Here is a 22,817-nt window from a genome sequence, read left to right as displayed (position 1 = left end):
TTCCTTGCGCTAGGCGCAAGGAAGGGGGCCTTCCTGTACTGGGGAAGGTGTGAAGGTCGAGTTTCTCCGGCTGAGCCGAGGGAAGGGGTCCTTCACGCGCCGCCGTAGGTACTTAAAACACCCTTGGCCAGAACGCCCATTGCCACTCGCGACCACCCGGACCCATACCTGGCAGCCGCCCTTGGTCGCGGGCATGTCCTGAAGGCCTCCTTTGAGACGATCAACGTCTCAAAGGGGGCCTTCAAGACACCGCGGCTGCCCTTTGGGCCACGTGAGGTCGTGAGTGCCGCAGGCCGAAGCCGCGCCACGCGGCGGCCAAGTGGCGGACGGCTTCGCTGAGCTCGTCCGGTGGCGCACGGCGCACCCGGACTACGGCTCGGCTGGCTCACCACGACCGGCGCCGGGCTGTACGAACGGCTCCGCGAGGCCCGGACGGCGGGGCCCTGTGCTGCCTGCGGCTGCCCGCCGACCGGTTCTCCGATGACGCGGTCGCCGCCTTCTACCGCCGCCTCGCCGAGCGCGGCACTCGACCGGCTAGCCGACGCGCTCCAGCGCGACGGATAACGGGTTTCCGTCAGTCGGGCTGGAAGAACGCGAGCATCTTCCGCGCGGCACCCGGCGACATCATCAGTTCCTTCACTTTCTCGGACATCCGGGCGGCGGCACTGGTGCGTTCGAACATCTCGCGTTCGTATTCCTTGACGGCGGCGGGAAAGTCGTCCGGACGGGAGGCCAGCGCGAGGGCGAGCAGGGCGCCGTCGAGCAGCGCCATGTTGGCGCCCTCCCCCACCGGCGGCATCAGGTGCGCGGCATCGCCGAGCAGGGTGACACCGGGTGTCGACGGCCAGGTCAGGCCGACCGGGAGGGTGCTGATCGACCGCGGCACGACCTTGTCGTCGCAGGCCTCGATCAACGCAATGAACCGCGGGTGCCAGCCGTGGAGCAGGTCGATCAGCCGTGCCTTGACGGCGGCCGGGTCGTCGAACGGGATCCCGCTGGTGGCGAACCAGTCCTCGCCGGTGTTGTAGAAATTGACGCCGATGCGAACGCGGCCGTCGCCGTTACGCTGCGCCGCAAGGGATTTCCCGTCGCCGAGCACCCAGTAGTTGCCGCGCCCGACCATCGCCGCGAGGTCGGGACGCGTGTGGTCGATGTCGGGAATGCCGAGCTCGACGGAGTTGTGGCCGATATGCGCCGGCCGCGCGTCGGTGAGCAGCGCGCGGACCCGGGAGTTCGCGCCGTCGGCACCGACCAGCAGGTCATACGTCGCACTGCTGCCGTCGGAGAAGCGCACCAGGCCGTCGCCGGCGGAGTCGAAAGCATGCCCCCAGCGCACCGTGTGTCCGGGAAGGGAGTCCAGCAGCAGGTCACGCAGATCGGCCCGGTCGACCTCGGGCCGCAGGAGCGGGGCGTCGTCGGGTGTGTCCTCCTGGAGCAGGAGGGTGCCGTCCGGCTCGAGAAGACGCATGTCCTGGCCTTCGCCGCGGGCGATCGCGTGGAATCCGTCGATCAGACCGGCCTCACGCAGCGCCCGCTGACCGGAATGGATGTCGAGCATGCCGCCCTGGCCGCGTGCGTCGCGTGACGGTTCCCGTTCGTACACGACGGAATCGACGCCGTTCACGTGCAGCACTCTGGCGAGAGCCAGGCCGCCGAGGCCTGCCCCGATGATGACGATGGTCATGCCGCCCCCTCGTTCGATACACCGTACTTGTCGATACACTGTATCGCGCGGTGCGATGTATTGTCACCGGCATGTTGGTGTGGGAGCGGCCCGAGCCGCCGAATCGACCCGTGCCGGTCCCGCTGAGCCGGGACCTGATCGTGCGGACGGCGATCCGGCTGGCCGACGCGAACGGTATGGACGCGGTGTCGCTGCGCAAGGTCGCCGCCGCGCTGGACGTCGGCCCGATGCGGTTGTACGGCTACATCGCCACCAAGGAAGAACTGCTCGACCTGATGCTCGACGCGGTCTACGCCGAGATCCGGCCGACCGGGAATGGCTGGCGAGAGGTGCTGCGCTCCTTGGCCGAAACCACGCGGAACGCCGCGCACGGGCACGAATGGCTCGCCGATCTCCTGGGTGGCCGTCCTGGGCTCGGGCCGCAAGCGCTGGCCAGCGGGGAATCCGTGATGGCCGCCCTCGACGGTATCGGCGTGGACGACGTCATGCCGGTGACCACCGCGGTCAACGCCTACGTGATCGGCGCAGTGCGCGGGGAAATCGCGAAACGGCGTGCCGAGCGGGCCACCGGGCTGGACGAGAGGCGCTGGCAGGTCTCACTCGGGCCTTATCTGGAACGGCTTTTCGCCACCGGCAAGTATCCGGCGCTGGCCACCGTCGTGCGTGACGCCGTCCACCTCGACGCGGACGAGACCTTCCGGCTCGGCCTCGAATGCCTGCTCGACGGCATCGAGGCCCGCCTCGCGAAATGACAGGTGGCGCTGATCAGCGCCCGAGCCACGGAGCCAGCAACGCCTCGAGATCGGCGTCCGACAACGCATACGGCCCACCGTGGAACTCGTGCCAGCGCGAAGCGTCACGCGCCGCGTAGAACTCCACCTCGAACGCCCGCATCAGCACGTACATGAACGTCACCGAGCTGAACCGCTCACCGAGCAACGTCCGAGCCTCACGGGCGACACCGGTCGCACCATGACCGGTCCAGTCGGCGAGCCTCAGCTCCTCCGCAGCCGGTTCCAGCAGGCTGGGGGCATACATCACGACGAAATCTCCATCACTGGAAGGAAAAGTCAGTTTTCGGCGGCGAGCTGTCCGCAAGCCGCGGCGATCTCCTGGCCACGTGTGTCGCGCACCGTGCAGGCAACCCCGCCCGCGTTCACCAGCCGCACGAATTCGCGCTCCACCGGCTTCGGCGACGCGTCCCACTTCGAACCCGGGGTCGGGTTCAGCGGGATCACGTTCACATGCACCAGCTGTCCGAGGTGCTGACGCAGCCGCTTCGCCAAAAGCTCGGCACGCCAAGGCTGATCGTTGATATCCCGGATCAACGCGTACTCAATGGACACACGGCGTCCGGAAGTGTCGGCGTAGTACCGGGCGGCCGACAGAACCTCGTCGACCGACCAACGCTCGTTCACCGGTACCAAGGTGTCGCGAAGCTCGTCATCCGGAGTATGCAAGGAAACCGCGAGACGCACCTGCATCTTCTCGTCGGCCAGCTTGCGGATCGCCGGAGCGAGGCCCACCGTCGACACGGTCACCGAACGCTGGCCGATCCCCAGCCCCGCCGGCGAAGGATCCGTGATCCGCCGGACCGCCGCGACGACTCGCTTGTAGTTCGCCAGCGGCTCGCCCATGCCCATGAAGACGATGTTCGACAGGCGGCCGGGGCCACCGGGCATGGCGCCGTCACGCATCACGGCGGCGGCCGAGCGGACCTGGTCGACGATCTCGGCGGTCGAGAGGTTCCGGTCGAGGCCACCCTGGCCGGTGGCGCAGAACGGGCACGCCATGCCGCAGCCTGCCTGGCTCGAAATGCACAGGGTCGCGCGGTCCGGGTAGCGCATCAGCACGCTCTCCAGGAGTGTCCCGTCGTGCGCGCGCCACAGGGTCTTGCGGGTCGTGCCGTCGTCGGCGGCGAGTGCCTTGATCTCGGTGAGCAGCGTCGGCATCAGGTCGCCGACCAGTTTCTCCCGCGAGGCCGCCGGGATGTCGGTCATCTCCTCCGGGTCCACCGTGAGCCGCGAGAAGTAGTGGTTCGACAGCTGCTTCGCGCGGAACGGCTTCTCACCCAGCTCGGCGACGGCCTCGGCCCGCTCGGCGGCGGTGAGGTCGGCGAGGTGGCGCGGCGGGAGGCCGCGCTTGGGCGCGTCGAAGACGAGAGGGAGGGCAGTCATAGCCCACTCAGTCTCCCATGTCCACCTCCGGCACGCCCGAGCCGCCCCGGATCGCTGTTCCCCAGGTCACGTGACGGGTACCCGGCCGAACCATGCGGATCGCATACGAGGAGACGTCGGGAGGTCATGCCCAGGGCGAGACTTGGTCAGGTCGCGCCACGGAGCGTGACGACCCCGAACACTCAGGAGGAACCATGATCTCGACCTTCGAGCGTCCCAGCCGCGTCGTCGTCCACAACCGCGCCGTGGTCCACAACCGCGCGGTCGTCCACAACCGGGCCGTCGTGCACAACCGCGCGGTCGTGCACAACCGTTCCGCCGCCAAGTAACCGGCCGATCAGCCGCCCGCGCCGCCACGGTCCCGCGTCACCGGGGACCGTGGCGCGCCGAGGCGGAGTCCTGGAAACGATGGGGTTGCCATGGGGTCCGAAGATGCCAGGTTGCGGCTCGACGGAGTCGAGATCACCGATCTCGAACCGGAGCTCTGCTTTCTCGTCACCCCGAACGGGGGTCAGTTCTCCATCACCGCACCCATCCGGGAGTTCCGCGCGTGGGCGGGCCGTTGCGACGGCACCCGGACCCGCGCCCAGCTGCTGGCAGGCATGAACCCGGACTACGCGGAGGTGGTCGACCTCCTCGAAGCCGACGGCTGCCTGACTCAGGACGACGTGGTGGACCGGGTTCCCGAAACCACTGTCCTCCTCACCGGCTCCCCGGCACTCACCGCGCGACTGGCGGAAACCCTTGCCGACAGCGGATACGCGAGCGTCGAGACCGTTTCGTCCTTCCCCGATCTGTCCGAAGTGGACACGGTGAACACCGTCGTGGTCGCGGCCTTCGATCACCCCGCGTACGCCGAGCTGACCGCGTTGGACGTGTTGTGCGCCGGGAGCGGGGTGCGCTGGCTGCCGCTGCGCCGGGAACGCGGCCGGGCGATCGCCGGGCCCGCGATCACCCCCGGCGGGATCGACTTCGCCGACGTCGTCGCCCGTCGTCGTTCCGCCGCCCTGGATCCTCGTGTCGTCGATGCCTTCCTTTCCGCACCCGCGAACGGGACCTCGTCGAAACCCGGTGACACGCGCTGGATACTGGCGAACCTCGCCGTCCACCTCGAACGCTGGCTCTCGGGCGGGCGAACCGCGGTCACCACCGGCGAGATCGAACTCAACCCGGCGGACCTGACCGAGATCCGCCGGCCGATCCTCCCCGTGCCGGATCGCGTCCGGCCCGTCCCCGCCGTCACCAACGCGGAATTGCTGGTCGACGACCAGACCGGGATCGTGACCGGCGTCGGCGAGATCCCGCCGTCGCCGGGGATGCCCGCCCGGCTGCGGGTATGCGCGGTGGACGTCGCCGACATGCGCCGGGTCATGAACTGGCCCAACGACCGCCAGGCCTTCGGCACGTCTTGGCACGACTTCGACCTCGCCCGGCAATCCGCCATCGGTGAAGCGGTGGAGCGCTACTGCGGGAGCTGGCTCGCTCCGGAACGCGAAGTGCGCTTCGGCAGCTACGCGCAACTAGCGCGCTACGGCATCCCGGCGATCGAGCCGGGCCGGCTGAACCTCTACTCGGCCGACCAGTACCGTTCACCCGGCTTCCCCTTCTCACCGCTGACACCGGACACGGAATGCTCGTGGGTGGAGGGGTTTTCCCACTCCACCAAGGAATCCGTCTGGGTTCCGGCGTTCCTGATCTCGAACGAACGGCAAGCCGGGGAAGGCCACTTCGCCGATCCGCTGATCGCGGGCCTCGCCGCCGGGAGCACCGAAGAGCACGCCGTCACGTCCGGCCTCGAAGAAGTCCTCGAACGTGACACCACCATGCTCTGGTGGGCGAACACCCCGCGCCTCGCCCGGCTCCCGATCCCGGACGAGATCCAGTCGCTCATCGCGGACACCGTCGACGGCTACGAGGTCACGCTCATCCACCTGGACAACGAGTTCGACGTCCCGGTGGTCGCCGCGGCGGTACTCGACCGCGTCACCCGCTGGCTGTCCATCGGGTTCGCGGCCCGCCCGGACGCCATCGAAGCCGCGAAGAAGGCGCTGGCCGAGGGGTTCACGTTGCAGCACACCTGCCGTGCCCTCGACAACGAGCATGAACTGGCCGCGATGCGCCAGGACCTGCCGCACCTCGGCGACCTCAAGCCGTACCGTGCCGACCGGCGGTACCTCGATTCCTACCGCGAGGACTTCGCCGACGTCGCGGATCTTCTTTGCCAGCAACAGCTCTACCTCGATCCCCGGGCCGGGAGATGGGTCGCGCCGTGGGTGCGTGACCTGCCGGAGCGCACCTGGGACGACCTGCCGTCACTCGGGGAACGACGGCTCAAGGCCTACCAGGACCGCGTCGAGGCGCGAGGGTTCGAGGTGATCAGCGTCGACCTGACCACCTGCGACGTCGCGGCCGCGGGATTCCACGCCGCGCATACGCTGGTGCCGGGCCTCGTGTCGAACTTCCCCGCCGGACTCCCGTTGTGGGGCAACGGAAGGATCGCCGACGCGGCCGTGGGACTCGGCTGGCGGGACCAGCCGCTCGCCGAAGGGGATCTCAACGTCTTCCCGCTTCCCCACGCCTGATGGCCGTCACCGAACTGCTCGGCCTCCCGAGCACCCGAGGCCGGTTCCCGCTGATCGCGGCGCAGAGTATCGACGCGCTGGGAACCGGGCTCTTCCTGCCCTTCGCCGTCGTGTACTTCCATGCCGCCAAAGGGCTTCCGCTGACGGCGGTCGGGGCGGCACTGTCGATCGCGGCGATGATCGCGCTGCCCGCGGGCCCGCTCGCCGGACGGCTGATCGACCGGTTCGGGCCGAGCCGGATGGTGATCGCCGCCAACCTTCTGCGCGCGGTGACCTTCACCGGCTACGTCTTCGCCGACGAGGTGTGGCAGCTGGTCGTGCTGGCCGCGGTGACGTTCTGGGGCGAGGGCCTGTTCTGGCCGTCGACCGGCGCACTGGTCGCGCAGGTGGCCGACGACGGGCAGCGCGCCCGCTGGTACGCGATGGAACGCGCGCTGCGCAACGTCGGCATCGGGCTCGGCGGGCTGCTCGGCGCCTTCCTGGTCGCTTGGGGTGGCACCGGCGGCTACCCGGTGATCGTGCTGGTCAACGCGGCGAGCTTCGTCATCGCGGCGGCGTTGGTCGCGTCGTGGCGAGCGCCCGCGGGCACTCCTCGCCAACCCGAGGCCCCTCCCACCGACGGTTACCGGAAAGTGTTCGCCGACCGGATCTTCCGCGGCGTCCTCGTGACGGTCTTCGTCTTCGCGTTGTGCGACCTGGCCTTGACCGTCCTGCTGAGCGCGTACGTCCTCGACGGGTTGAAGCTGCCGGCCTGGCAGCCCGGTGTTCTCTTCGCGATCAACACCGTCCTGGTCGTGCTCGCGCAGACCGTGGTCGCGAGCCGGGTGGAACGGCGGGGAATGCCACGCACCCTTCAGGTCGCGGCCGCGGTGTGGGCGCTGTCGTTCCTGCTGTTCGCGTTCGTGCCTGCCGGGCAGCCGACGATCGCGTTCCTCCTCCTCACGGTGGCGATGGTCGTGTTCACCGGAGCCGAACTGCTCCAGGCACCGACCAGCAGCGCGCTGATCGTCGCGATCGCCCCGCCCCACTTGCGTGGCCGCTATCTCGGTCTCGAAGAACTCGTGTGGAGCGCGGCGCGTGTGCTCGCCCCGGCGACGTTCACCTGGCTGCTGTCGCACGGCTCCGGGCTGCCGTGGCTGGTGCTGATCGGTTGTTGTGGCGCGGCGATCGTGGTGCTGGGCAGACTTCAACGGTGCACTCTGACCTCGACGGCGTCTACCGCCGTGTCTACCGCGAACCGCCCTACTTCGAAGGCGAAGACGAAGTCGCCCGGTTCCGCGTCCTGTTCGCCGAACACTCGGCGCTCCCCGGATTCGCCATGAAGACCGTCTCCGCCGATGACGCGGTGGGCGGCTTCGCGTACGGGGTCGGCCAGGAAGCCGGGTGGTGGCCCGCCCACGCGACGACTCCCCCGCCGGATCGGCTGGCGGGCGAAGCGCTGTTCTACGTCTACGAACTGGCCCTCGTTCCCGAGCTACGCGGTCGCGGGCAGGGTCACGCCCTGCTCACTGACCTGCTGAAAGACCGGCCCGAGCGGTTCGCCTTGCTGGGGTCCCGCGTCACCGCGCCCGCCCGGCGGCTCTACGACCGCTGGGGCTGGCAGAAGATCGGCGAGTTCGAGGCTGGCGTCGTCGACCTGCTCATGCTCGACCTGCGCTGAGAGCCCTGCTGAGACCCAGATCACCGGCTCAGGGTTGTCGTACGACTGTTTCCGATATATCGTGAACGTGTTGGAACATTACGTAGAGAGGATTCAGAGATGCGACGACGACCCTTCCCTTCAGAACACGAACACGGCCGTCCCGCCTTCGGGCCCTGGGCTCGCGGCGGTTTCGGCGAATTCCCCCCGCCGCCTCCGGGCTGGGGCCCCGGCGGACCGGGTGGACCCGGCAACCGGCACCGGCACGGCCGTCGCGGCGGCCCCGGCGGGCGACGCGGCAAACGCGGTGACGTCCGCGCCGCGATCCTCGCGTTGCTCGCCGAGCAGCCGAGGCACGGTTACGAGATCATCCGCGAGATCGGCGAACGCTCCGGCGGCTTCTGGCGGCCGAGCCCCGGCTCGGTCTACCCGACGCTGCAGATGCTGGCCGACGAAGGCCTGGTGATCAGCAAGGACGAGACCGGCAAGAAACTGTTCGAACTCACCGAAACCGGCCGCGCCGCGGCCGAACAGCAGGACACCGTCCCGCCGTGGGAGCAAATCGCCCACGACGTCGACCCGGTCGAGGTGAACCTGCGCAAGGCGGGTGCGACCCTGGCCGCGGCGGTCGCGCAGGTGATGCACGCCGGCAGCGAGGCACAGCAGGCTCGTACCGTCGACGTCCTCAACGAGGCCCGGCGGATGATCTACAGCATCCTCGGCGAGGCCGACGATGCCGCCGCCGCTCCGGACGGGGACGCGGAGTGACCTGGCACGACGAGGCCGGTGGGTTTGGTGCGTGTATGCACGCGATAACCCACCGGCAGCGTCATCCGCTTCTCCCCGGCGCCTGACGAAACCTCGTTGAGGTGCCGGACCTCCGCGATCGCCTTCGCCGCGACCGGAGCGCTGAACTCGATCTTCAGCACCGCTTCCATCGCGGCGGCGTCCTCGAACAGCCAGCGCGTCATCACCTTGCGGCAGCCGAATCCCTGACGGGCGAAGAACTTTTCGACGCCGGGCGGGTCGTACCGCGGCAGGTCCTGCCGCATCCAGCCGCCGTAGGGCTCACTCGCCACATCGAGATCGACGATCATCATCGTGCCGCCCGGGCGCAGCACCCGCTCCGCCTCGCGAAGACCGGGTTCGCAGCCGGGGCCGAAAAAGTACGCTGTCCGCGCGTGGACGACGTCGAAAGACGCGTCCGGCACCGGAAGCCGCTGCGCGCGGCCTTTCCGCACCTCGACGTTCGGCAGTTCCCCGGCGCGGCGCCGCGCGTCGCGGGCCAAGGGTTCATGGGGTTCGATCCCGACCACGGACCGCGCGGTCGCGGCGAAGCGCGGCAAGTGGAATCCGTCACCGCAGCCGATGTCGAGCACGTCCGTGCCGGACAGGTCACGGTACTCACCGAGCACCCGCCAGATCTCGTCGTCGACGTCCTGTGCGCGGTTCTCGATCTCGTAGGCCTTTTGGTAGTACCAGATGTTCGGGCTCGGCAGCACATCCTTGCCGCCGTCGCGGAAGGAGGAGACAGTTCGGGGAAACCAGCGCACGGAAACTCCAACGATGTGACACCGGGCCGGGTTCGGCGTCATCCGGTCGAAATCTTTGACGGAAACAATGCGGATAGCGACTAGACTTTACCCCCACTGGTAAGGGAGAACCGCATGTCGCTTGGCTCGGCCGCTCACACTTCCGTCGTCCCTTCAGGAATCCCGTGCTGGATCGAACTCGCCTGCGGAGACGAAGCGGCCGCACAAGCCTTCTACAGCGGGCTTTTCGACTGGGAGTTCACCGTCCAGCGAGATCCGGCGACGCCGACCGGACGGTACTCGATCGCCACCCTGAACGGCGTCCCGGTGGGTGGCCTCTACCGCTCGGGCGCGGACGGGCCGTCCGGCTGGAGCGTCCACATCTCGGTCCCGCAGGCGGCCGCGGCGGCCGAGTGGGTGGACAGCCTCGGTGGCCGGGTCACCCTCGGACCGATGACGATTCCCCACCGCGGCAACATCGTCCACGCGATAGACGCTTGCGGCGCGCACGTCGTGTTCTGGGAGCCGTCCGCCACTTGGGAGTTCGCGACCGGGGTGCCCAACACCTTCAGCGGCGCGGACCTCAACACCCACGACGGGGCGGCGGCGGATCACTTCTACTGCCGCCTGTTCGACTACACGAGCCACCAAATCGGTGACGGCAGCTCGCTCGACTACGCCGAATGGCTCATCGAGCACGAACCGGTGCTGTACCGGTACGTCATGGGCACGGAGTACCAGGCGGACACTCCCCCGCACTGGATGGTCTACCTCGAACTGGACCCGGCGCGCGGCGCGGACGCCGCGGCAGGCCAGGCGCTGATGCTCGGCGGGGCCGTCGTGGTCCAGCCCTACGACACCCCGTACGGCCGGATGGCGATTCTCGCCGACCCGGACGGTTCGGTGTTCGCGGTGATCGACCACTCCCGAGCCGTCGAAGGCTGGGGCAGCGCCGAAGTCGACGACCCGTACGACGACTGACGAAGAAGAGCCGGGGTGAGCACGTCACCCCGGCTCCTTCGTCAGAGACCCGCCCAGAATCCGCAGTGGTGTTCGGCCGCGAAGTCGACCGGACCGATCTTGTCCGGCGTCAGCGACTGCGTCTTCGGCGAGGGACGCCACTTCGGCAGTTCTTCGCCATTCGGATCACCGGTCCGCGCGAACCGGGTCCAATACTGGATCATTCGCGCCGCGAGCTCCTTCTGCGCGGGATTCAATTCCACCGGAAAACCGGTCAAATCAGACAAATAAGCCAACTCAGACCCATGGGCCGCACCCATCCGCATTCCCGGCGGCGCCGGGATCAGCGCGGGAGCGTTCCGATCGGCGAATTCGTAACCGAACGACCGGGTGCGCGCGCTCAGCGAGCGCTTGGCCTCGGCCTCCGGACAGGCCCAGACCCGGTCGGTCATGGCGTCCGCGAACGCCATCGCCGGACCGCCGTGCTTCGCCGACGGGTACTTCGCGGCGACGATCGGTGCCTTGGCGCCGAACCCGGTCCGCAGCAGTTCCTGGTAGCGCTCTTCCGTGAACGGCTGTCCCGGGTACAGCGCGACGAACAGTCTCGCCTCGTCCCTGGTGGTCCCGCTCAGCACCGGAACACGGGCGAACCGCCCCGCTTTGAGCGCGGCGGCCGGATGTTCCGGGAGCACCGCGGTATCGAACGCGGGCGTCGCGAGCGGCTGGTTCACCAGGTCCTTGACCGGCAGCCGCCGCAGACAGGCGACGTCGGCGCAGCCCAGCTTCGCGGCCACCGCCACCCCGTCCTTCTCGACGTCCGCGCGGGGACGGAAGGGGGTTCCCGCGGGAACGCCGGGTGCGAACCCGTCATCGGGCCAGCTCAGCGTGCACGGACCGCTCTGGATGATCGCGCGGCTGAACAACCCGGCCGCCGACGGCGAAGTCAGCTGTCCGCAGGTGCTCATCCCACCGGCGGATTCACCGAACAACGTGACGTTGCGGGGATCCCCGCCGAAAGCACGCGCGTTGCGCTGCACCCAGCGAAGCGCGGCCTGCTGGTCTTCGAGCCCGAAGGCACCGGAGTCGCGACCGAGTTCGGGGTGCCCGTAGAAGCCGAACACACCCAAGCGGTAGTTCACGCTCACGACGACGACGTCCCCGCCGAGGGCGAGACGTTTGAAGTCGTAGTCGCTGCCGGCACCGCCGGTGAAGCCCCCGCCGTGGACCCAAACCATCACCGGACGCGGTTTACGCGTCGGCCCGGCCGGGCCGATCACGTTGAGATACAGGCAATCCTCGGCGTCGCTCGCGGCCGAACCGAGCCCAGGCCCCTGCGCGCATCGAGGTCCCGGCTTGCTCGCGTCCCGCACCGCGGTCCACGAATCAGGTCTCCGCGGAGGCCGCCAGCGCAGGTCGCCGACCGGCGGCGCGGCGAACGGGATCCCTTGGAAACTCCGGACTTCACTGGTGATCACCCCGCGAACGGGTCCGGAATCCGTGCGGACGATCGGGCTTTCGCCCGCCTCGGCCGCGGCAGTCGTGAGTGCTCCGAGCGTCAAGAGGCTCAGTGCCATGGCCAGTAGTCGCTTACTCATTCCTTGAGTTCGCATACTCCGACCATGGCCCAGCACGCCGGGCTTGTCACCTGGCTTTCGCCTACACGGGAATGAACGCCGAGAGCAGCAGCCAGGAGACGACGGCCGAAGGGAGCAGCGAGTCGAGCCGGTCCATCAGGCCACCGTGCCCCGGCAGCATGTTCCCCATGTCCTTGACCCCGAGGTCGCGTTTGATCAGCGACTCGACGAGGTCACCCAGGGTCGCGGTGCAGACGATCGCCGCGCCGAACAGCACACCCTGCCAGGCTTGGCCGTCGAGCAACAGGCTCAGGGTCAGCGCGCCGGCGACCACACCCGCCACCAGCGAACCGGCGAAACCTTCCCAAGTCTTCTTCGGGCTGATACTGGGCGCCATCGGATGCTTGCCGCCGAGCACACCGGCGATGTAGCCACCCGTGTCCGAGGCGACGACACCGATCATGAACGCCAGCACGCGGCCGACGCCGTCCTCCGGCGGGACGAGCATCGCGGCGAAGGCGCCGAAGAGCGGGATGTACGCGACGGCGAAGACGGACGCGCTGATGTCACGCAGATAGCCGTCCGCGCCACCGCGTAACCGCCACAGCAGGCAGACCAGCACCGTCAGCACGAACGCCGTCAGCGCGCCCTCGTGGCGGAACGGCCAGGCGAGCCAGATCATCGCCTGGCCACCGACGAGCACCGGGACCAGCGCGATCTGGATGCCCGCCGCGCGCTTCAGCACGCCTGCCAGCTCGATCGTGCCGACCGCGATGGCGATCGCGATGATGCCGATGAACAAAAAGCGCACGGTGAGCAGGGACGTGACGATCGCCGCCCCCAGCAGCAGCCCGACCCCGATCGCGGCGGGCAGGTTGCGGCCGGCGCGGGAAGCCTTCTGTACCGGTTCCGGCACGGTCTTGGAATCCGGCGCTGTGGGATCCGGCACTGCTGCCGGAACCGGTTCCGGGACGTCCACCCGGTCCTCGCGTTCCTCGCTCACCTGGCTCATCAGACCTCGAGCAACTCGGTTTCCTTGTGTTTCACCAGCTCGTCGACCTTGTGCGTGTAGCTGTCGGTGAGGTTCTGCAGTTCCTTCTCGGCGTGGACGACCTCGTCCTCGCCTGCCTCGCCGTCCTTCTTGATCCGGTCGAGCTCTTCCTTGGCCTTGCGGCGGACGCTGCGGATCGAGACGCGGGCGTCCTCACCCTTGGCCTTGGCGACCTTCACCATCTCCTTGCGGCGCTCTTCGGTGAGCTGCGGGATGACGATGCGGATCACGTTGCCGTCGTTGCTCGGGTTGACGCCGAGATCCGACTCGCGGATCGCCTTCTCGATGGCGTTGAGCGAGGTCTGGTCGTAAGGCTTGATCAACGCCATCCGGGCTTCGGGCACGTTGACGCCCGCCAGCTGGTTCAGCGGGGTCGGCGCGCCGTAGTAGTCGACGACAATGCGCGAGAACATCCCCGGGTGGGCCCGGCCGGTGCGCACCGACGACAGGTCCTCCTTGGCGACGGACACCGCTTTTTCCATCTTCTCCTCGGCGTCGAGGAGGGTCTCGTCGATCACGGCAACTCCCGTTGTTGTGTATTCGTACCGGTTGCGAAGAGCAGAGCAGGGCTACGCGGGCACCCCGTCGGCGGGGGTGTCGACCAGGGTGCCGATCCTCTCACCACCGACCGCACGAGCGATGTTCCCCTCGGTGAGCAGATTGAACACGATGATCGGCATGTTGTTGTCCATGCAGAGGCTGAACGCGGTGGCGTCGGCGACCTTGAGATCCCGCTCCAGCACCTCGCGGTGGCTGATCTCGTGGAACATCTCGGCCGTGGGGTCGCTCTTCGGGTCCGCGGTGTAGACGCCGTCGACGGCCTTCGCCATCAGGACGGCCTCGCAGCCGAGTTCGAGCGCGCGCTGCGCGGCGGCGGTGTCGGTCGAGAAGTACGGCATGCCGACCCCTGCGCCGAAGATGACGACGCGGCCCTTCTCGAGGTGACGCTCCGCGCGGCGCGGGATGTACGGCTCGGCGACCTGCCCCATGGTGATGGCGGTCTGCACGCGGGTCGGCAGGCCTTCCTTCTCCAGGAAGTCCTGCAGTGCCAGGCAGTTCATCACGGTGCCGAGCATCGCCATGTAGTCGGCGCGGTCGCGGTCCATGCCGCGCTGCGACAGTTCCGCGCCGCGGAAGTAGTTGCCGCCGCCGATGACGACGGCGATCTGCACCCCCGTGCGCGCCACGTCGGCGATCTGCTGAGCGACCGAGTGCACCACATCCGGATCAACCCCGATGGAACCGCCGCCGAACATCTCGCCACCCAGCTTCAGCAGCACCCGCCGGTATCCGCCTTCGACCCGGACACCCATGTCGCTCTCCCTCATGCTCTTGACCCGACTGTGCCCCGTCCCCGATGGACGGAGACGGGGCACAGCGGTGACTCTTGTGTTCCGCGCCTGGATCAGGCCTGGCCGACCTCGAACCGGGCGAACCGGCTCACGGTCACGCCGGCCTCGTCGAGCAGGGCCTTGACGGTCTTCTTGTTGTCCTTGACCGAAGGCTGCTCGAGCAGGACGGTGTCCTTGTAGTAGGCGTTGACCTTGCCCTCGATGATCTTCGAGAGCGCCTGCTCCGGCTTGCCCTCTTCGCGAGCGGTCTTCTCCGCGATGCTGCGCTCGTTCTCGACGATCTCGGCGGGCACCTCGTCACGGGTGAGGTACTTGGCCTTGAGCGCGGCGACCTGCATGGCGGCACCACGAGCGGCTTCGGCGGCGGCGTCGCCCTCGCCGGTGTACTCGATGAGCACGCCGACGGCGGGCGGGAGGTCCGCACCGCGGCGGTGCAGGTAGGTGGCGGTGGTGCCCTCGAAGGCGGCGACGCGGCGCAGCTCGAGCTTCTCACCGATGCGGGCGGCCAGCTCCTGGACGACCTCGGCGACGGTCTTGCCGTCGAGCGAGGCGGCCTTCAGCTTCTCGGCATCGCTGGTCTTCTCGGTCTTCGCGACCTCGACGATCTTCGCGGCGAGGGTCTGGAAGTCCTCGTTCTTCGCGACGAAGTCGGTCTCGGAGTCGAGCTCGATCAGCACGCCGCCGTCACCGGCGACGAGGCCCTCGGCGGTCGCGCGCTCGGCGCGCTTGCCGACGTCCTTGGCGCCCTTGATGCGCAGGAACTCGACGGCCTTGTCGAAGTCGCCGTCGTTCTCCTCCAGCGCCTTCTTGCAGTTCATCATGCCGGCGCCGGTCAGTTCGCGGAGGCGCTTCACATCTGCGGCGGTGTAATTCGCCATCGTGCGTTGTCCGTCCTTTTCAGGTACGAGAAGTCTTTTGGGAGAGGTACTCGTGAGGCCGCCCGAAGGCGGCCTCACGAGGTGGATCAGGAGGAGGCGGTTGCCTGCTCGGCGACGGGCTGCTCGGCGGCAGGCTGCTCGGCAACGGGCTGCTCGGCGGCCGACTGCTCAGCGGCAGGCTGCTCGGCAGCCGGCTCCGCGGCGGGCTCGGTGGCCGCCTCGGTCGCGGCGGCGGCTTCCTTGGCGTCCGCGGTGGCGGTCTCGGAGCCGGCGAGCAGCTCCTTCTCCCACTCGGCCAGCGGCTCGTCCGCGGCGACACCCGGCTCGGGCTTGGTGTCGGCGTTGGAGGCACCGTTGCGGCTGGAGCGGGCCATCAGACCGGCGGCGGCGGCCTCGGCCACGACCTTGGTCAGCAGCGCGGCCGAACGGATCGCGTCGTCGTTACCCGGAATCGGGTAATCGACCTCGTCCGGGTCGCAGTTGGTGTCGAGGATCGCGACGACCGGGATGTTCAGCTTGCGAGCCTCGCCGACGGCGATGTGCTCCTTCTTCGTGTCGACGATCCACACGATGCTCGGCACCTTGGCCATGTCGCGGATACCGCCGAGGGTCTTCTCGAGCTTGTCCTTCTCGCGGGTCAGCGTCAGGATCTCGCGCTTGGTGAGGCCGGTGAAGCCACCGGTCTGCTCCTGCGACTCGAGCTCCTTGAGGCGGAGGAGACGCTTGTGCACGGTCTGGAAGTTGGTCAGCATGCCGCCGAGCCAGCGCTGGTTCACGTAGGGCATGCCCACACGGGAAGCTTCGGCCGCGATGGCCTCCTGCGCCTGCTTCTTGGTGCCGACGAACATGATCGTGCCGCCGTGCGCGACGGTTTCCTTGATGAACTCGAACGCACGGTCGATGTACGTCAGCGTCTGCTGCAAGTCGATGATGTAGATGCCATTGCGCTCGGTGAAGATGTAGCGCTTCATCTTCGGGTTCCACCGACGAGTCTGGTGCCCGAAGTGCACGCCGCTGTCGAGCAGCTGCTTCATGGTGACGACGGCCATTGCCGGAATCAACCTCTTCTGTGTCGTGCGCGCCCGGCTCGGCCGGAACGCGCTTGCTCGGTTCGTCGCTCTCGGCCGGGTGGCCGATCGCCCTGGTGCAGATGCTCGGGCCCGGACCCGGGAACGTGAAGTGATCCTGGGACCGCCGGGCCGTGTGCCCCCGTCTGTCCTGACCCTCCGTGAGGAGATCGGCCATCGGGTGCGCGCACGTGCACGCGAAGTCAGTCCGCTGCCGCGGACCGCGCAAAAGAGTCTACTCCCTGTCGTCACCACCTACCGCACCGGCAGCCCCTGATGAGAGCGGTTGTCCACAACCGGCCCGGTAATCCACGGATTCCGTCGGCGCGCCCCGTCCGCCACGCCGGGCACCCAGGCTGGAACACATGACGATGACGACCTGTTCCCGGCCTGTCACCAGGCATTCCTTCGCTGTCGACCGCACCGGCGGCAGGCATCGCCGCCCGGGACGGCCGAGGCGTCTGCCACGCCTCGCGATCCTCGCGACCGTTCTCGCGATCCTGGCCTCTTCGGCCATGCCGGGAACGGCGAGAGGCGTGCCTTCGCCGCAAGGACGCCTCTCCTGGCCGCTCTCACCGGCACCCAGCGTCACCAGGTACTTCGAGCCGCCGTCGACGCCGTACGGCCCCGGCCATCGCGGGGTCGATCTCGCCGCGGCGCCGGGCGCGAACGTGCTCGCGGCCGCCGAGGGAGTGGTGATGTTCGCCGGCCAGGTGGCGGGTCGCGGAGTGGTGTCCGTCGACCACGAAGGCGGCCTGCACACCACCTACCAACCGCTCACCCCTACCGTCACCGCGGGTGACCAGGTGTACCGGGGCCAGGTGCTCGGGACGCTCGTGGCCGGGCATCCGGGCTGTCCGGAACCAGCGTGCCTGCATTTCGGCGTCCGGAAAGGAGAGGAGTACGTCGATCCGCTGGCGTTGATCGGCGAACCCTCGGAGATCCGCCTCAAACCGTGGGAGGGGAGCCAGGCATAAGTCTGTGAGCAACCACGGCGACCGACCACTTAGGCCGTCTCGACCAGTTTCGCGCGCAGCCGCATCACGGCGCGGGTGTGCAGCTGGCTGACCCGCGACTCAGTGACGCCGAGGACCTTGCCGATCTCGGCGAGCGTCAGGCTCTCGAAGTAGTAGAGGCCGACCACGATCCGGTCGCGTTCGGTGAGCTGCGCGATCGCCTGCGCCAGCTGACGGCGGTTGTCCTGGTCGACGAGGACGGCCACCGGGTCGACGGCGCCGTCGTCGGGCAGGGTGTCGACGAGGGAGCCGCTGTCCTTGCCGGCGGCGACCAGGTCTTCCAGTGCGATGACGCTGGTCAGCTGTAGCTGGCCGTAGAACTCGCGCAGATCGTCGACGCTGATTTCGAGTTCGGCCGCCAGTTCGGCGTCGGTCGGGGTGCGGTTCAGCCGGGCGCCGAGGCGCTCCAGCGCGCGCTCCGCCTCGCGGGCCTTGCTGCGCACCGCCCTCGGGACCCAGTCCTGGGAGCGGAGGTCGTCGAGGATCGCGCCCCGGATGCGCTGCATGGCGTAGGTCTCGAAGCGCAGGCCGCGGGCGGGCTCGAACTTCTCGATCGCGTCGACAAGGCCGAAGATCCCGGACTGGATCAGGTCACCGACGTCGACGTGGGTCGGCAGGCCGGTGCCGACGCGGCCCGCGACGTATTTGACGAGCGGGGCGTAGTGCAGCACGAGCCGGTCGCGGAGGATCTGGTCCGGCGACTCGGTGAACTGCCCCCACAACGCCTGGATCCCGGCGTCCACCTCGTAACCGGTCCGCGCCACGGGCGCGACGGCAGGACCGTCCCCGCCGGGACGGTGGTTCCCGGCGGCTTCGGTGACATGTGGGTCGGCGGTCATCGGACCGCCGTTCTCAGCATGCGGCTCAGAGTGGTCTCCGTGCTCGTGCGGATGCGCGTGCGCCGCTGATTCGGGCCGCCGGGTCACCTGCCGAGTCCTCCCCGGCATCATCGGGCCCGGGGGTGTGCGCGGTCGTGGATCGCCTTCAGCCGATCGACGGTCACATGAGTGTAGAGCTGCGTCGTAGCCAGCGTAGCGTGACCAAGCAGTTCCTGAACGCTCCGAAGATCGGCACCGCCTTCGAGCAGATGAGTGGCCGCCGAATGCCTGAGGCCGTGCGGCCCCATGTCACTCGCGCCCGGCACCGCACCGACGGCGTCGTGGACGACCCGGCGGGCCGCCCGTGGATCGAGCCTGCCGCCTCGCGCCCCCAGGAAGAGCGCGGCCTCCACCCGGCCGTCCGACTCGACGGCGAGCTTTCCCCGGCCCTCGTCCAGCCATCCGCGCAAGGCGGCTTCGGCCGGGACGCCGAACGGTACGACCCGTTCCTTGCCGCCCTTGCCCAGCACGAGCACCACCCGGCGGGAGAAGTCGACGTCACCGACGTCCAGCCCGCACAGTTCGGAGACCCGCACCCCGGTCGCGTAGAGCAGTTCCACGATGGCACTGTCCCTCAACGCCACCGGGTCGCGCTGTTCGGCACCGGCGGCTGAGAAGCGCATGACCTCACTCGCCTGCTCCGCCCGGAGGACCCCGGGCAGCTTGCGATGCGCGCGCGGCGCCACCAGCCGCCCACCCGGATCCGTCGCGAGCACCCCGCGTTTATGCGCCCACGCGGTGAAAGTGCGGGCCGCCGCCGCACGCCTGGCCAGCGTCGTCCGGCTCGCCCCGTCCTCGCGTTGCCGGGCGAGCCAGCCGCGCAGGGTCGCGATGCCGAGGCCGGCGAGCCACCCGCCGTTCCCGTCCACGAAGCCCAGCAGCGAAACGACATCGCCGAGGTAGGCACGCACCGTATGCGCGGAAAGCCCGCGTTCCAGGGAAAGGTGCCGTTCGTAGTCGTCGATCAGCTTCCGGACGGGCTCCGGAAGCGCGGCACGGGCGGTACGCAGATCGGGCCTGCGGGAGCGTTTTCCCGTGCCGTGGGGATCTTCGGTCGACGGCATGCCGATCACGCTGCGCGATGTACGGCGGATGGTCAAGTATCGCCGCACCCTGGTGCGGTGTCCGTGGTCGGATCGTGCCGGGATGGCGTCCCGGGGGTAGGCCAGTCAGGTCTTGGCGGTCCGTCTTCGCCACCCTGCGTCACCCCTTTCGGCGAATCCTTCGAGTTCCAGTTCGGGCAGCAGGGACCGGACGCGCTCGACCTGGATCCCGGCTTCGGCGGCGATCCGTTCCTCCGGTTTCGCCGACCGTCCGGACAACGCGTCGTGCACTCGCAGGGCCTCCGGTCCGAGCCCGTCGGTGCGGCGGCGTGGTTTCGCCGGATCCGCACTGGCCTGCCCGAGCCGTCCGGCGGTCTCGAGGATCTCGTCGACCGAGGTCACCAGGGTGGCTTGCCCTTCGCGGATCAGGGCGTGGCAGCCCGCGGACATCCCCGACGACACCGGCCCTGGCAGCGCCATCACGACCTTTCCCAGTGTTCCGGCGGTGCCGGCGGTGTTCCGCGCACCGCTGCGCCTGCCCGCCTCGACCACGACCGTCCCTTCGGTGAGTGCGGCGATGAGCCTGTTGCGGACGAGGAACCGGTGTCTCGCGGGCGGGGTACCGGGTGGGTACTCGCTGACCACCGCCCCGGTCTCGCCGATGGTGCGCAGCAACGTCGTGTGCTGTGCCGGGTAACCGGCGTCGATCCCACAGCCGAGCAGGGCGACCGTCGTGCCGGACGCGCCGAGCGCTCCGCGATGGGCCGCGCCGTCAATGCCGTACGCCGCACCCGAGAACACCGGAATCCCCCGGCCCGCCAGGTGATAGCCCAGCTCGGCGGCGTTGTGCTCGCCGTAGTCGGTCGCCGCCCTGGCACCGACGAGCGCGATCGCCTGGTCCACCGCCTCGTCGAGCCGGGCCGGTCCGCGTACCCACAGCGCCAGCGGTGGCGCCACCCCGGAGACACCCCTGCCTCGGGCGATGGAGAGCGAAAGCAACGGCCAAGCAGGCCATTCGTCGTCTTCCGGGATGACGAGCCGGGTCTCGCCCGCCGCCGCCCTGTCCAGGTCACGCCCGGCGTAGTCGTGTGCTCGCCGTGCGGCCGTCTCGTCTCGGACCTTCGGCGGGCAGTCGCCGCGCCGTACCCGTTCCGCGGCGATGACCGGGCCGTGCTCCCCGACGAAATCGACAAGGGCGGGCGCCGGTGGCTCGGCCACTCGCAGGAGATACGACCGCGCGATCCGGTCGGCTTCGAATTCACTCATCAGGATGACCTCTCCCGGAAGTTCAACGCCGCCGCGACCTCGTCGGCTTCGGGCCTTTCGACGCCTCGCAGATCGGCGAGGGTCCAAGCGATACGAAGGCATCGGTCCGCGCCGCGGGCGGTCAGTGCTCCTCGTTCCAACGCACGGTCCAGTAGCGCCGTGACCTGCGCGGGAAGGGCGAACTCGCGACGCAACGCCGGTCCTGGTACCTCCGCGTTCGTCGGCCAGCCGTGCTCCGCCCAGCGCTTCCCGGCTCGCTCACGGGCCTCCAGCACCCGTTCCCGGACGGCGGCGGATGATTCAGGCTGCTCGCTCAGATGCGCGCTGAGCACGGAAAGCGGGCGCAGCCGCACACGCAGATCCACCCGATCGAGCAAAGGCCCTGACAGCCTGCCCGAATACCGTCTTCGCGCGGCCGCCGAGCAGGTGCAATCGGCGTCTTTCGCCGGAGCGCAAGGACAGGGATTCGTCGCGAGCACCAACTGGAAGCGCGCCGGGTAGCGCACGGAGCCCTTGACCCTCGCGATCCGGACTTCGCCCTCTTCGAGGACCGTGCGCAGCGACTCCAGCCGCTCCGGACCGAACTCGCAGACCTCGTCGAGGAACAAGATGCCCCGGTGTGCCCGGCTGATGGCGCCGGGCACGGCCAGACCGGCACCGCCACCGACCAGCGCGGGCACGCTGATCGAATGATGCGGCGCGACGAACGGCGGCACGGTGACCAGCGGAGCGGTCGCCGACAGCGAACCGTCTATCGAATGGATGGCGGTGACCTGCAACGACTCTTCGGAGGTCAGCCGCGGCAGCAGCCCGGGGAGACGTTTCGCGAGCATTGTCTTGCCCACTCCGGGCGGCCCGGTCATGAGCAGGTGATGCCCGCCGGCCGCGGCCACCTCCAGCGCCCACCGGGCCTCGGGCTGCCCCACGACGTCCGCGAGATCGGGTACCTGAGGCGGCTCCTGGACCAGGGACGGCTCGGGCCTGGCGAGTTCGGCTTCGCCCTTGAGCCAGTCGACGAAATCGCTCAACCGGGTTACCCCACCTACGTCCAGACCGTCCACGAGCGCGGCTTCGAACAACGACTCGGACGGCACGACCGCCCGCCGGTACCCGGCGTTGCGGGCCGCCAGCAACCCCGGCAGGACCCCGCGGACGGCGCGGACCCGGCCGTCGAGGGCGAGTTCGCCGAGCAGCACGGTGTCGAGCAGTTTCGTGGCCGGGACCGACCCTGTCGCGGCGAGGACGGCCGCCGCGATCCCGAGGTCGTAACCGGATCCCACCTTGGGGAGGTTCGCCGGCGACAGGCCGAGGATCACCTTCTCGTCCGGCCAAGTCTGGCGCGAATTGCGGACGGCGGAGCGGACCCTGTCCTTGGCCTCCTTCAACCCCGCGTCGGGCAGCCCGACCATGGTCACCCTCGGCGACCCGCCGCCGATGTCGGCCTCGATCTCGATCATCTTGCCGTCGACGCCGAGCAGCGCCACGGACCACGTTTTCGCCAAGGCCACTCAGAACGCCGCCTTGATATGCCGTACATGCGGCTCCTCGCCGGGCAGTGCGACGATCGCGATGATGTCGTAGCGGACCGGGCACCAGCGGAGCATGAACTTGCGTTGCCAGTGGTTCGCGAGGCGGCGGATCCGGTCCGCCTTGTCCGGCGTCACCGCTTCGGCCGGAGTGCCGAAACCCAGCCCTGTCCTGGTCTTCACCTCGCAGAAGACGAGGCGTTTCTGGTCGGTCGCGACGAGATCCAGCTCGCCGTCGCGGCAGTACCAATTGCGGCTCAGTACGACGTAGCCCGTGCTCTCCAGATGCCGGACCGCGAGGTCCTCACCCCAGCGCCCCAGCACGATGCGTGGTGCCCCGGCGGGCGGCCGTTCGGCTGTGCTCGTCATCTCGATCCCCCTCGGTGATCGTCACAGTGCGTGTCCGATCAACGGTGCCAGGGTGATCAGGGCACCGAACAGACTCGATTCGCCCCCCTGTGGACAACCGGGGTCCTGTGGATGATTCCGGCACGGCCGGACCCCGCCGCCCGAAAACTGTCGGTGGCCGGTGCTAGGGGCGCCGCCCCAAGGCGGCCCTGACCCTGAGTACAGGAAGGCCCCCTTGCCTAAC

The 22,817-nt window shown here is 69.0% G+C and carries 24 protein-coding genes; 9 read left to right on the top strand and 15 right to left on the bottom strand.

Annotation, left to right across the window (positions count from 1 at the left end; all coding sequences use genetic code 11):
- Positions 1–348 precede the first annotated feature (348 nt).
- Complete coding sequence (locus AB0M65_RS30290; RefSeq protein WP_364035026.1) at positions 349–564, top strand: hypothetical protein; 216 nt, start codon at positions 349–351, stop codon at positions 562–564.
- 10 nt (positions 565–574) lie between these two features.
- Here the strand turns inward: AB0M65_RS30290 and AB0M65_RS30285 are convergent, their stop codons facing one another.
- Positions 575–1,684: an FAD-dependent monooxygenase gene (locus tag AB0M65_RS30285; protein WP_364035023.1), complete on the bottom strand. Its 1,110-nt coding sequence runs from the start codon at positions 1,682–1,684 to the stop codon at positions 575–577.
- A gap of 71 nt (positions 1,685–1,755) precedes the next feature.
- Here AB0M65_RS30285 and AB0M65_RS30280 point away from each other — a divergent pair, with 71 nt between their 5' ends.
- Positions 1,756–2,436, top strand: a complete 681-nt coding sequence (locus AB0M65_RS30280) for a TetR/AcrR family transcriptional regulator (RefSeq protein ID WP_364035020.1) — start codon at positions 1,756–1,758, stop codon at positions 2,434–2,436.
- A 13-nt stretch (positions 2,437–2,449) separates the two neighbouring features.
- Here AB0M65_RS30280 and AB0M65_RS30275 read toward each other — a convergent pair whose 3' ends face one another.
- Positions 2,450–2,722, bottom strand: coding sequence for a hypothetical protein (locus tag AB0M65_RS30275; protein ID WP_364035017.1), 273 nt, complete (start codon positions 2,720–2,722; stop codon positions 2,450–2,452).
- Positions 2,723–2,754: 32 nt separating this feature from the next.
- Entirely contained in the window at positions 2,755–3,861 is a 1,107-nt protein-coding gene (rlmN, locus tag AB0M65_RS30270; RefSeq protein WP_364035014.1) for a 23S rRNA (adenine(2503)-C(2))-methyltransferase RlmN, read from the bottom strand.
- A gap of 194 nt (positions 3,862–4,055) precedes the next feature.
- Between rlmN and AB0M65_RS30265 the strand changes: the two genes are divergently transcribed.
- From AB0M65_RS30265 to AB0M65_RS30245, 5 genes are all read left to right on the top strand, one after another.
- Positions 4,056–4,190 (top strand): hypothetical protein, encoded by a 135-nt coding sequence (locus AB0M65_RS30265; RefSeq protein WP_364035011.1) that lies wholly within the window; start codon positions 4,056–4,058, stop codon positions 4,188–4,190.
- A 90-nt stretch (positions 4,191–4,280) separates the two neighbouring features.
- Positions 4,281–6,443 (top strand): YcaO-like family protein, encoded by a 2,163-nt coding sequence (locus AB0M65_RS30260; RefSeq protein WP_364035008.1) that lies wholly within the window; start codon positions 4,281–4,283, stop codon positions 6,441–6,443.
- The gene (locus AB0M65_RS30255) at positions 6,443–7,765 is read left to right on the top strand and encodes an MFS transporter (RefSeq protein WP_364035005.1); all 1,323 of its coding nucleotides are present in this window, start codon (positions 6,443–6,445) and stop codon (positions 7,763–7,765) included. Before AB0M65_RS30260 ends, AB0M65_RS30255 begins: the two co-directional genes overlap by 1 nt.
- Positions 7,762–8,103, top strand: a complete 342-nt coding sequence (locus AB0M65_RS30250; RefSeq protein ID WP_364035002.1) for a hypothetical protein — start codon at positions 7,762–7,764, stop codon at positions 8,101–8,103. Before AB0M65_RS30255 ends, AB0M65_RS30250 begins: the two co-directional genes overlap by 4 nt.
- 99 nt (positions 8,104–8,202) lie before the next feature.
- Positions 8,203–8,850 (top strand): PadR family transcriptional regulator, encoded by a 648-nt coding sequence (locus AB0M65_RS30245; protein ID WP_364034999.1) that lies wholly within the window; start codon positions 8,203–8,205, stop codon positions 8,848–8,850.
- Here the strand turns inward: AB0M65_RS30245 and AB0M65_RS30240 are convergent.
- Positions 8,790–9,635, bottom strand: a complete 846-nt coding sequence (locus AB0M65_RS30240; protein ID WP_364034996.1) for a class I SAM-dependent methyltransferase — start codon at positions 9,633–9,635, stop codon at positions 8,790–8,792. The genes AB0M65_RS30245 and AB0M65_RS30240 overlap by 61 nt on opposite strands.
- Before the next feature lie 114 nt (positions 9,636–9,749).
- Between AB0M65_RS30240 and AB0M65_RS30235 the strand changes: the two genes are divergently transcribed.
- Positions 9,750–10,595: a VOC family protein gene (locus AB0M65_RS30235; protein ID WP_364034993.1), complete on the top strand. Its 846-nt coding sequence runs from the start codon at positions 9,750–9,752 to the stop codon at positions 10,593–10,595.
- Positions 10,596–10,636: 41 nt separating this feature from the next.
- Here AB0M65_RS30235 and AB0M65_RS30230 read toward each other — a convergent pair whose 3' ends face one another.
- The 6 genes from AB0M65_RS30230 to rpsB form a co-directional block, all read right to left on the bottom strand.
- Positions 10,637–12,169, bottom strand: coding sequence for a carboxylesterase family protein (locus AB0M65_RS30230; RefSeq protein ID WP_364034990.1), 1,533 nt, complete (start codon positions 12,167–12,169; stop codon positions 10,637–10,639).
- Positions 12,170–12,230: 61 nt separating this feature from the next.
- Positions 12,231–13,160 carry a phosphatidate cytidylyltransferase gene (locus AB0M65_RS30225; RefSeq protein ID WP_364034987.1) on the bottom strand — a complete coding sequence of 310 codons (930 nt, stop codon included), beginning with the start codon at positions 13,158–13,160 and terminating at the stop codon, positions 12,231–12,233.
- Positions 13,160–13,717, bottom strand: a complete 558-nt coding sequence (gene frr, locus AB0M65_RS30220; protein WP_364034984.1) for a ribosome recycling factor — start codon at positions 13,715–13,717, stop codon at positions 13,160–13,162. The genes AB0M65_RS30225 and frr overlap by 1 nt, the downstream gene beginning before the upstream one ends.
- 51 nt (positions 13,718–13,768) lie before the next feature.
- Positions 13,769–14,512, bottom strand: coding sequence for a UMP kinase (gene pyrH / locus AB0M65_RS30215; protein WP_364035029.1), 744 nt, complete (start codon positions 14,510–14,512; stop codon positions 13,769–13,771).
- Between the two features lie 92 nt (positions 14,513–14,604).
- Positions 14,605–15,429, bottom strand: coding sequence for a translation elongation factor Ts (tsf, locus tag AB0M65_RS30210; RefSeq protein ID WP_364034981.1), 825 nt, complete (start codon positions 15,427–15,429; stop codon positions 14,605–14,607).
- An 86-nt stretch (positions 15,430–15,515) separates the two neighbouring features.
- Positions 15,516–16,478, bottom strand: coding sequence for a 30S ribosomal protein S2 (gene rpsB / locus AB0M65_RS30205; RefSeq protein ID WP_364034978.1), 963 nt, complete (start codon positions 16,476–16,478; stop codon positions 15,516–15,518).
- Between the two features lie 383 nt (positions 16,479–16,861).
- Here rpsB and AB0M65_RS30200 point away from each other — a divergent pair, with 383 nt between their 5' ends.
- Positions 16,862–17,473: a M23 family metallopeptidase gene (locus tag AB0M65_RS30200; RefSeq protein WP_364034976.1), complete on the top strand. Its 612-nt coding sequence runs from the start codon at positions 16,862–16,864 to the stop codon at positions 17,471–17,473.
- 29 nt (positions 17,474–17,502) lie between these two features.
- Here the strand turns inward: AB0M65_RS30200 and AB0M65_RS30195 are convergent, their stop codons facing one another.
- From AB0M65_RS30195 to AB0M65_RS30175, 5 genes are all read right to left on the bottom strand, one after another.
- The gene (locus AB0M65_RS30195) at positions 17,503–18,438 is read right to left on the bottom strand and encodes a FliA/WhiG family RNA polymerase sigma factor (RefSeq protein WP_364034973.1); all 936 of its coding nucleotides are present in this window, start codon (positions 18,436–18,438) and stop codon (positions 17,503–17,505) included.
- A 20-nt stretch (positions 18,439–18,458) separates the two neighbouring features.
- Positions 18,459–19,454 carry a tyrosine recombinase XerC gene (locus AB0M65_RS30190; protein ID WP_364034970.1) on the bottom strand — a complete coding sequence of 332 codons (996 nt, stop codon included), beginning with the start codon at positions 19,452–19,454 and terminating at the stop codon, positions 18,459–18,461.
- Between the two features lie 105 nt (positions 19,455–19,559).
- Positions 19,560–20,699, bottom strand: a complete 1,140-nt coding sequence (gene dprA, locus AB0M65_RS30185; RefSeq protein ID WP_364034967.1) for a DNA-processing protein DprA — start codon at positions 20,697–20,699, stop codon at positions 19,560–19,562.
- Positions 20,699–22,207, bottom strand: a complete 1,509-nt coding sequence (locus AB0M65_RS30180; protein WP_364034964.1) for a YifB family Mg chelatase-like AAA ATPase — start codon at positions 22,205–22,207, stop codon at positions 20,699–20,701. The genes dprA and AB0M65_RS30180 overlap by 1 nt, the downstream gene beginning before the upstream one ends.
- Positions 22,208–22,594, bottom strand: coding sequence for a YraN family protein (locus AB0M65_RS30175; protein ID WP_364034961.1), 387 nt, complete (start codon positions 22,592–22,594; stop codon positions 22,208–22,210).
- Positions 22,595–22,817 lie beyond the last annotated feature (223 nt).

Origin of the sequence: Amycolatopsis sp. NPDC051071, assembly GCF_040682875.1 — a bacterium.
Classification (GTDB): Bacteria; Actinomycetota; Actinomycetes; order Mycobacteriales; family Pseudonocardiaceae; genus Amycolatopsis.
The sequence above is the reverse complement of the archived record's forward strand: the minus strand, read 5'-3'. Positions and strand labels throughout refer to the sequence as shown.

Bases quoted from the DNA above. Each gene is read 5' to 3' on its own strand.
- rlmN (WP_364035014.1), bottom strand. From the start codon at position 3,861: ATGACTGCCCTCCCTCTCGTCTTCGACGCGCCCAAGCGCGGCCTCCCG.
- dprA (WP_364034967.1), bottom strand. From the start codon at position 20,699: ATGAGTGAATTCGAAGCCGACCGGATCGCGCGGTCGTATCTCCTGCGA.
- AB0M65_RS30245 (WP_364034999.1), top strand. From the start codon at position 8,203: ATGCGACGACGACCCTTCCCTTCAGAACACGAACACGGCCGTCCCGCC.
- AB0M65_RS30235 (WP_364034993.1), top strand. From the start codon at position 9,750: ATGTCGCTTGGCTCGGCCGCTCACACTTCCGTCGTCCCTTCAGGAATC.
- AB0M65_RS30200 (WP_364034976.1), top strand. From the start codon at position 16,862: ATGACGATGACGACCTGTTCCCGGCCTGTCACCAGGCATTCCTTCGCT.
- AB0M65_RS30275 (WP_364035017.1), bottom strand. From the start codon at position 2,722: ATGTATGCCCCCAGCCTGCTGGAACCGGCTGCGGAGGAGCTGAGGCTC.
- AB0M65_RS30255 (WP_364035005.1), top strand. From the start codon at position 6,443: ATGGCCGTCACCGAACTGCTCGGCCTCCCGAGCACCCGAGGCCGGTTC.
- AB0M65_RS30265 (WP_364035011.1), top strand. From the start codon at position 4,056: ATGATCTCGACCTTCGAGCGTCCCAGCCGCGTCGTCGTCCACAACCGC.
- tsf (WP_364034981.1), bottom strand. From the start codon at position 15,429: ATGGCGAATTACACCGCCGCAGATGTGAAGCGCCTCCGCGAACTGACC.
- AB0M65_RS30285 (WP_364035023.1), bottom strand. From the start codon at position 1,684: ATGACCATCGTCATCATCGGGGCAGGCCTCGGCGGCCTGGCTCTCGCC.
- AB0M65_RS30225 (WP_364034987.1), bottom strand. From the start codon at position 13,160: ATGAGCCAGGTGAGCGAGGAACGCGAGGACCGGGTGGACGTCCCGGAA.
- AB0M65_RS30190 (WP_364034970.1), bottom strand. From the start codon at position 19,454: ATGCCGTCGACCGAAGATCCCCACGGCACGGGAAAACGCTCCCGCAGG.
- pyrH (WP_364035029.1), bottom strand. From the start codon at position 14,512: ATGGGTGTCCGGGTCGAAGGCGGATACCGGCGGGTGCTGCTGAAGCTG.
- AB0M65_RS30175 (WP_364034961.1), bottom strand. From the start codon at position 22,594: ATGACGAGCACAGCCGAACGGCCGCCCGCCGGGGCACCACGCATCGTG.
- AB0M65_RS30260 (WP_364035008.1), top strand. From the start codon at position 4,281: ATGGGGTCCGAAGATGCCAGGTTGCGGCTCGACGGAGTCGAGATCACC.
- rpsB (WP_364034978.1), bottom strand. From the start codon at position 16,478: ATGGCCGTCGTCACCATGAAGCAGCTGCTCGACAGCGGCGTGCACTTC.
- AB0M65_RS30250 (WP_364035002.1), top strand. From the start codon at position 7,762: ATGAAGACCGTCTCCGCCGATGACGCGGTGGGCGGCTTCGCGTACGGG.
- AB0M65_RS30280 (WP_364035020.1), top strand. From the start codon at position 1,756: ATGTTGGTGTGGGAGCGGCCCGAGCCGCCGAATCGACCCGTGCCGGTC.
- AB0M65_RS30230 (WP_364034990.1), bottom strand. From the start codon at position 12,169: ATGAGTAAGCGACTACTGGCCATGGCACTGAGCCTCTTGACGCTCGGA.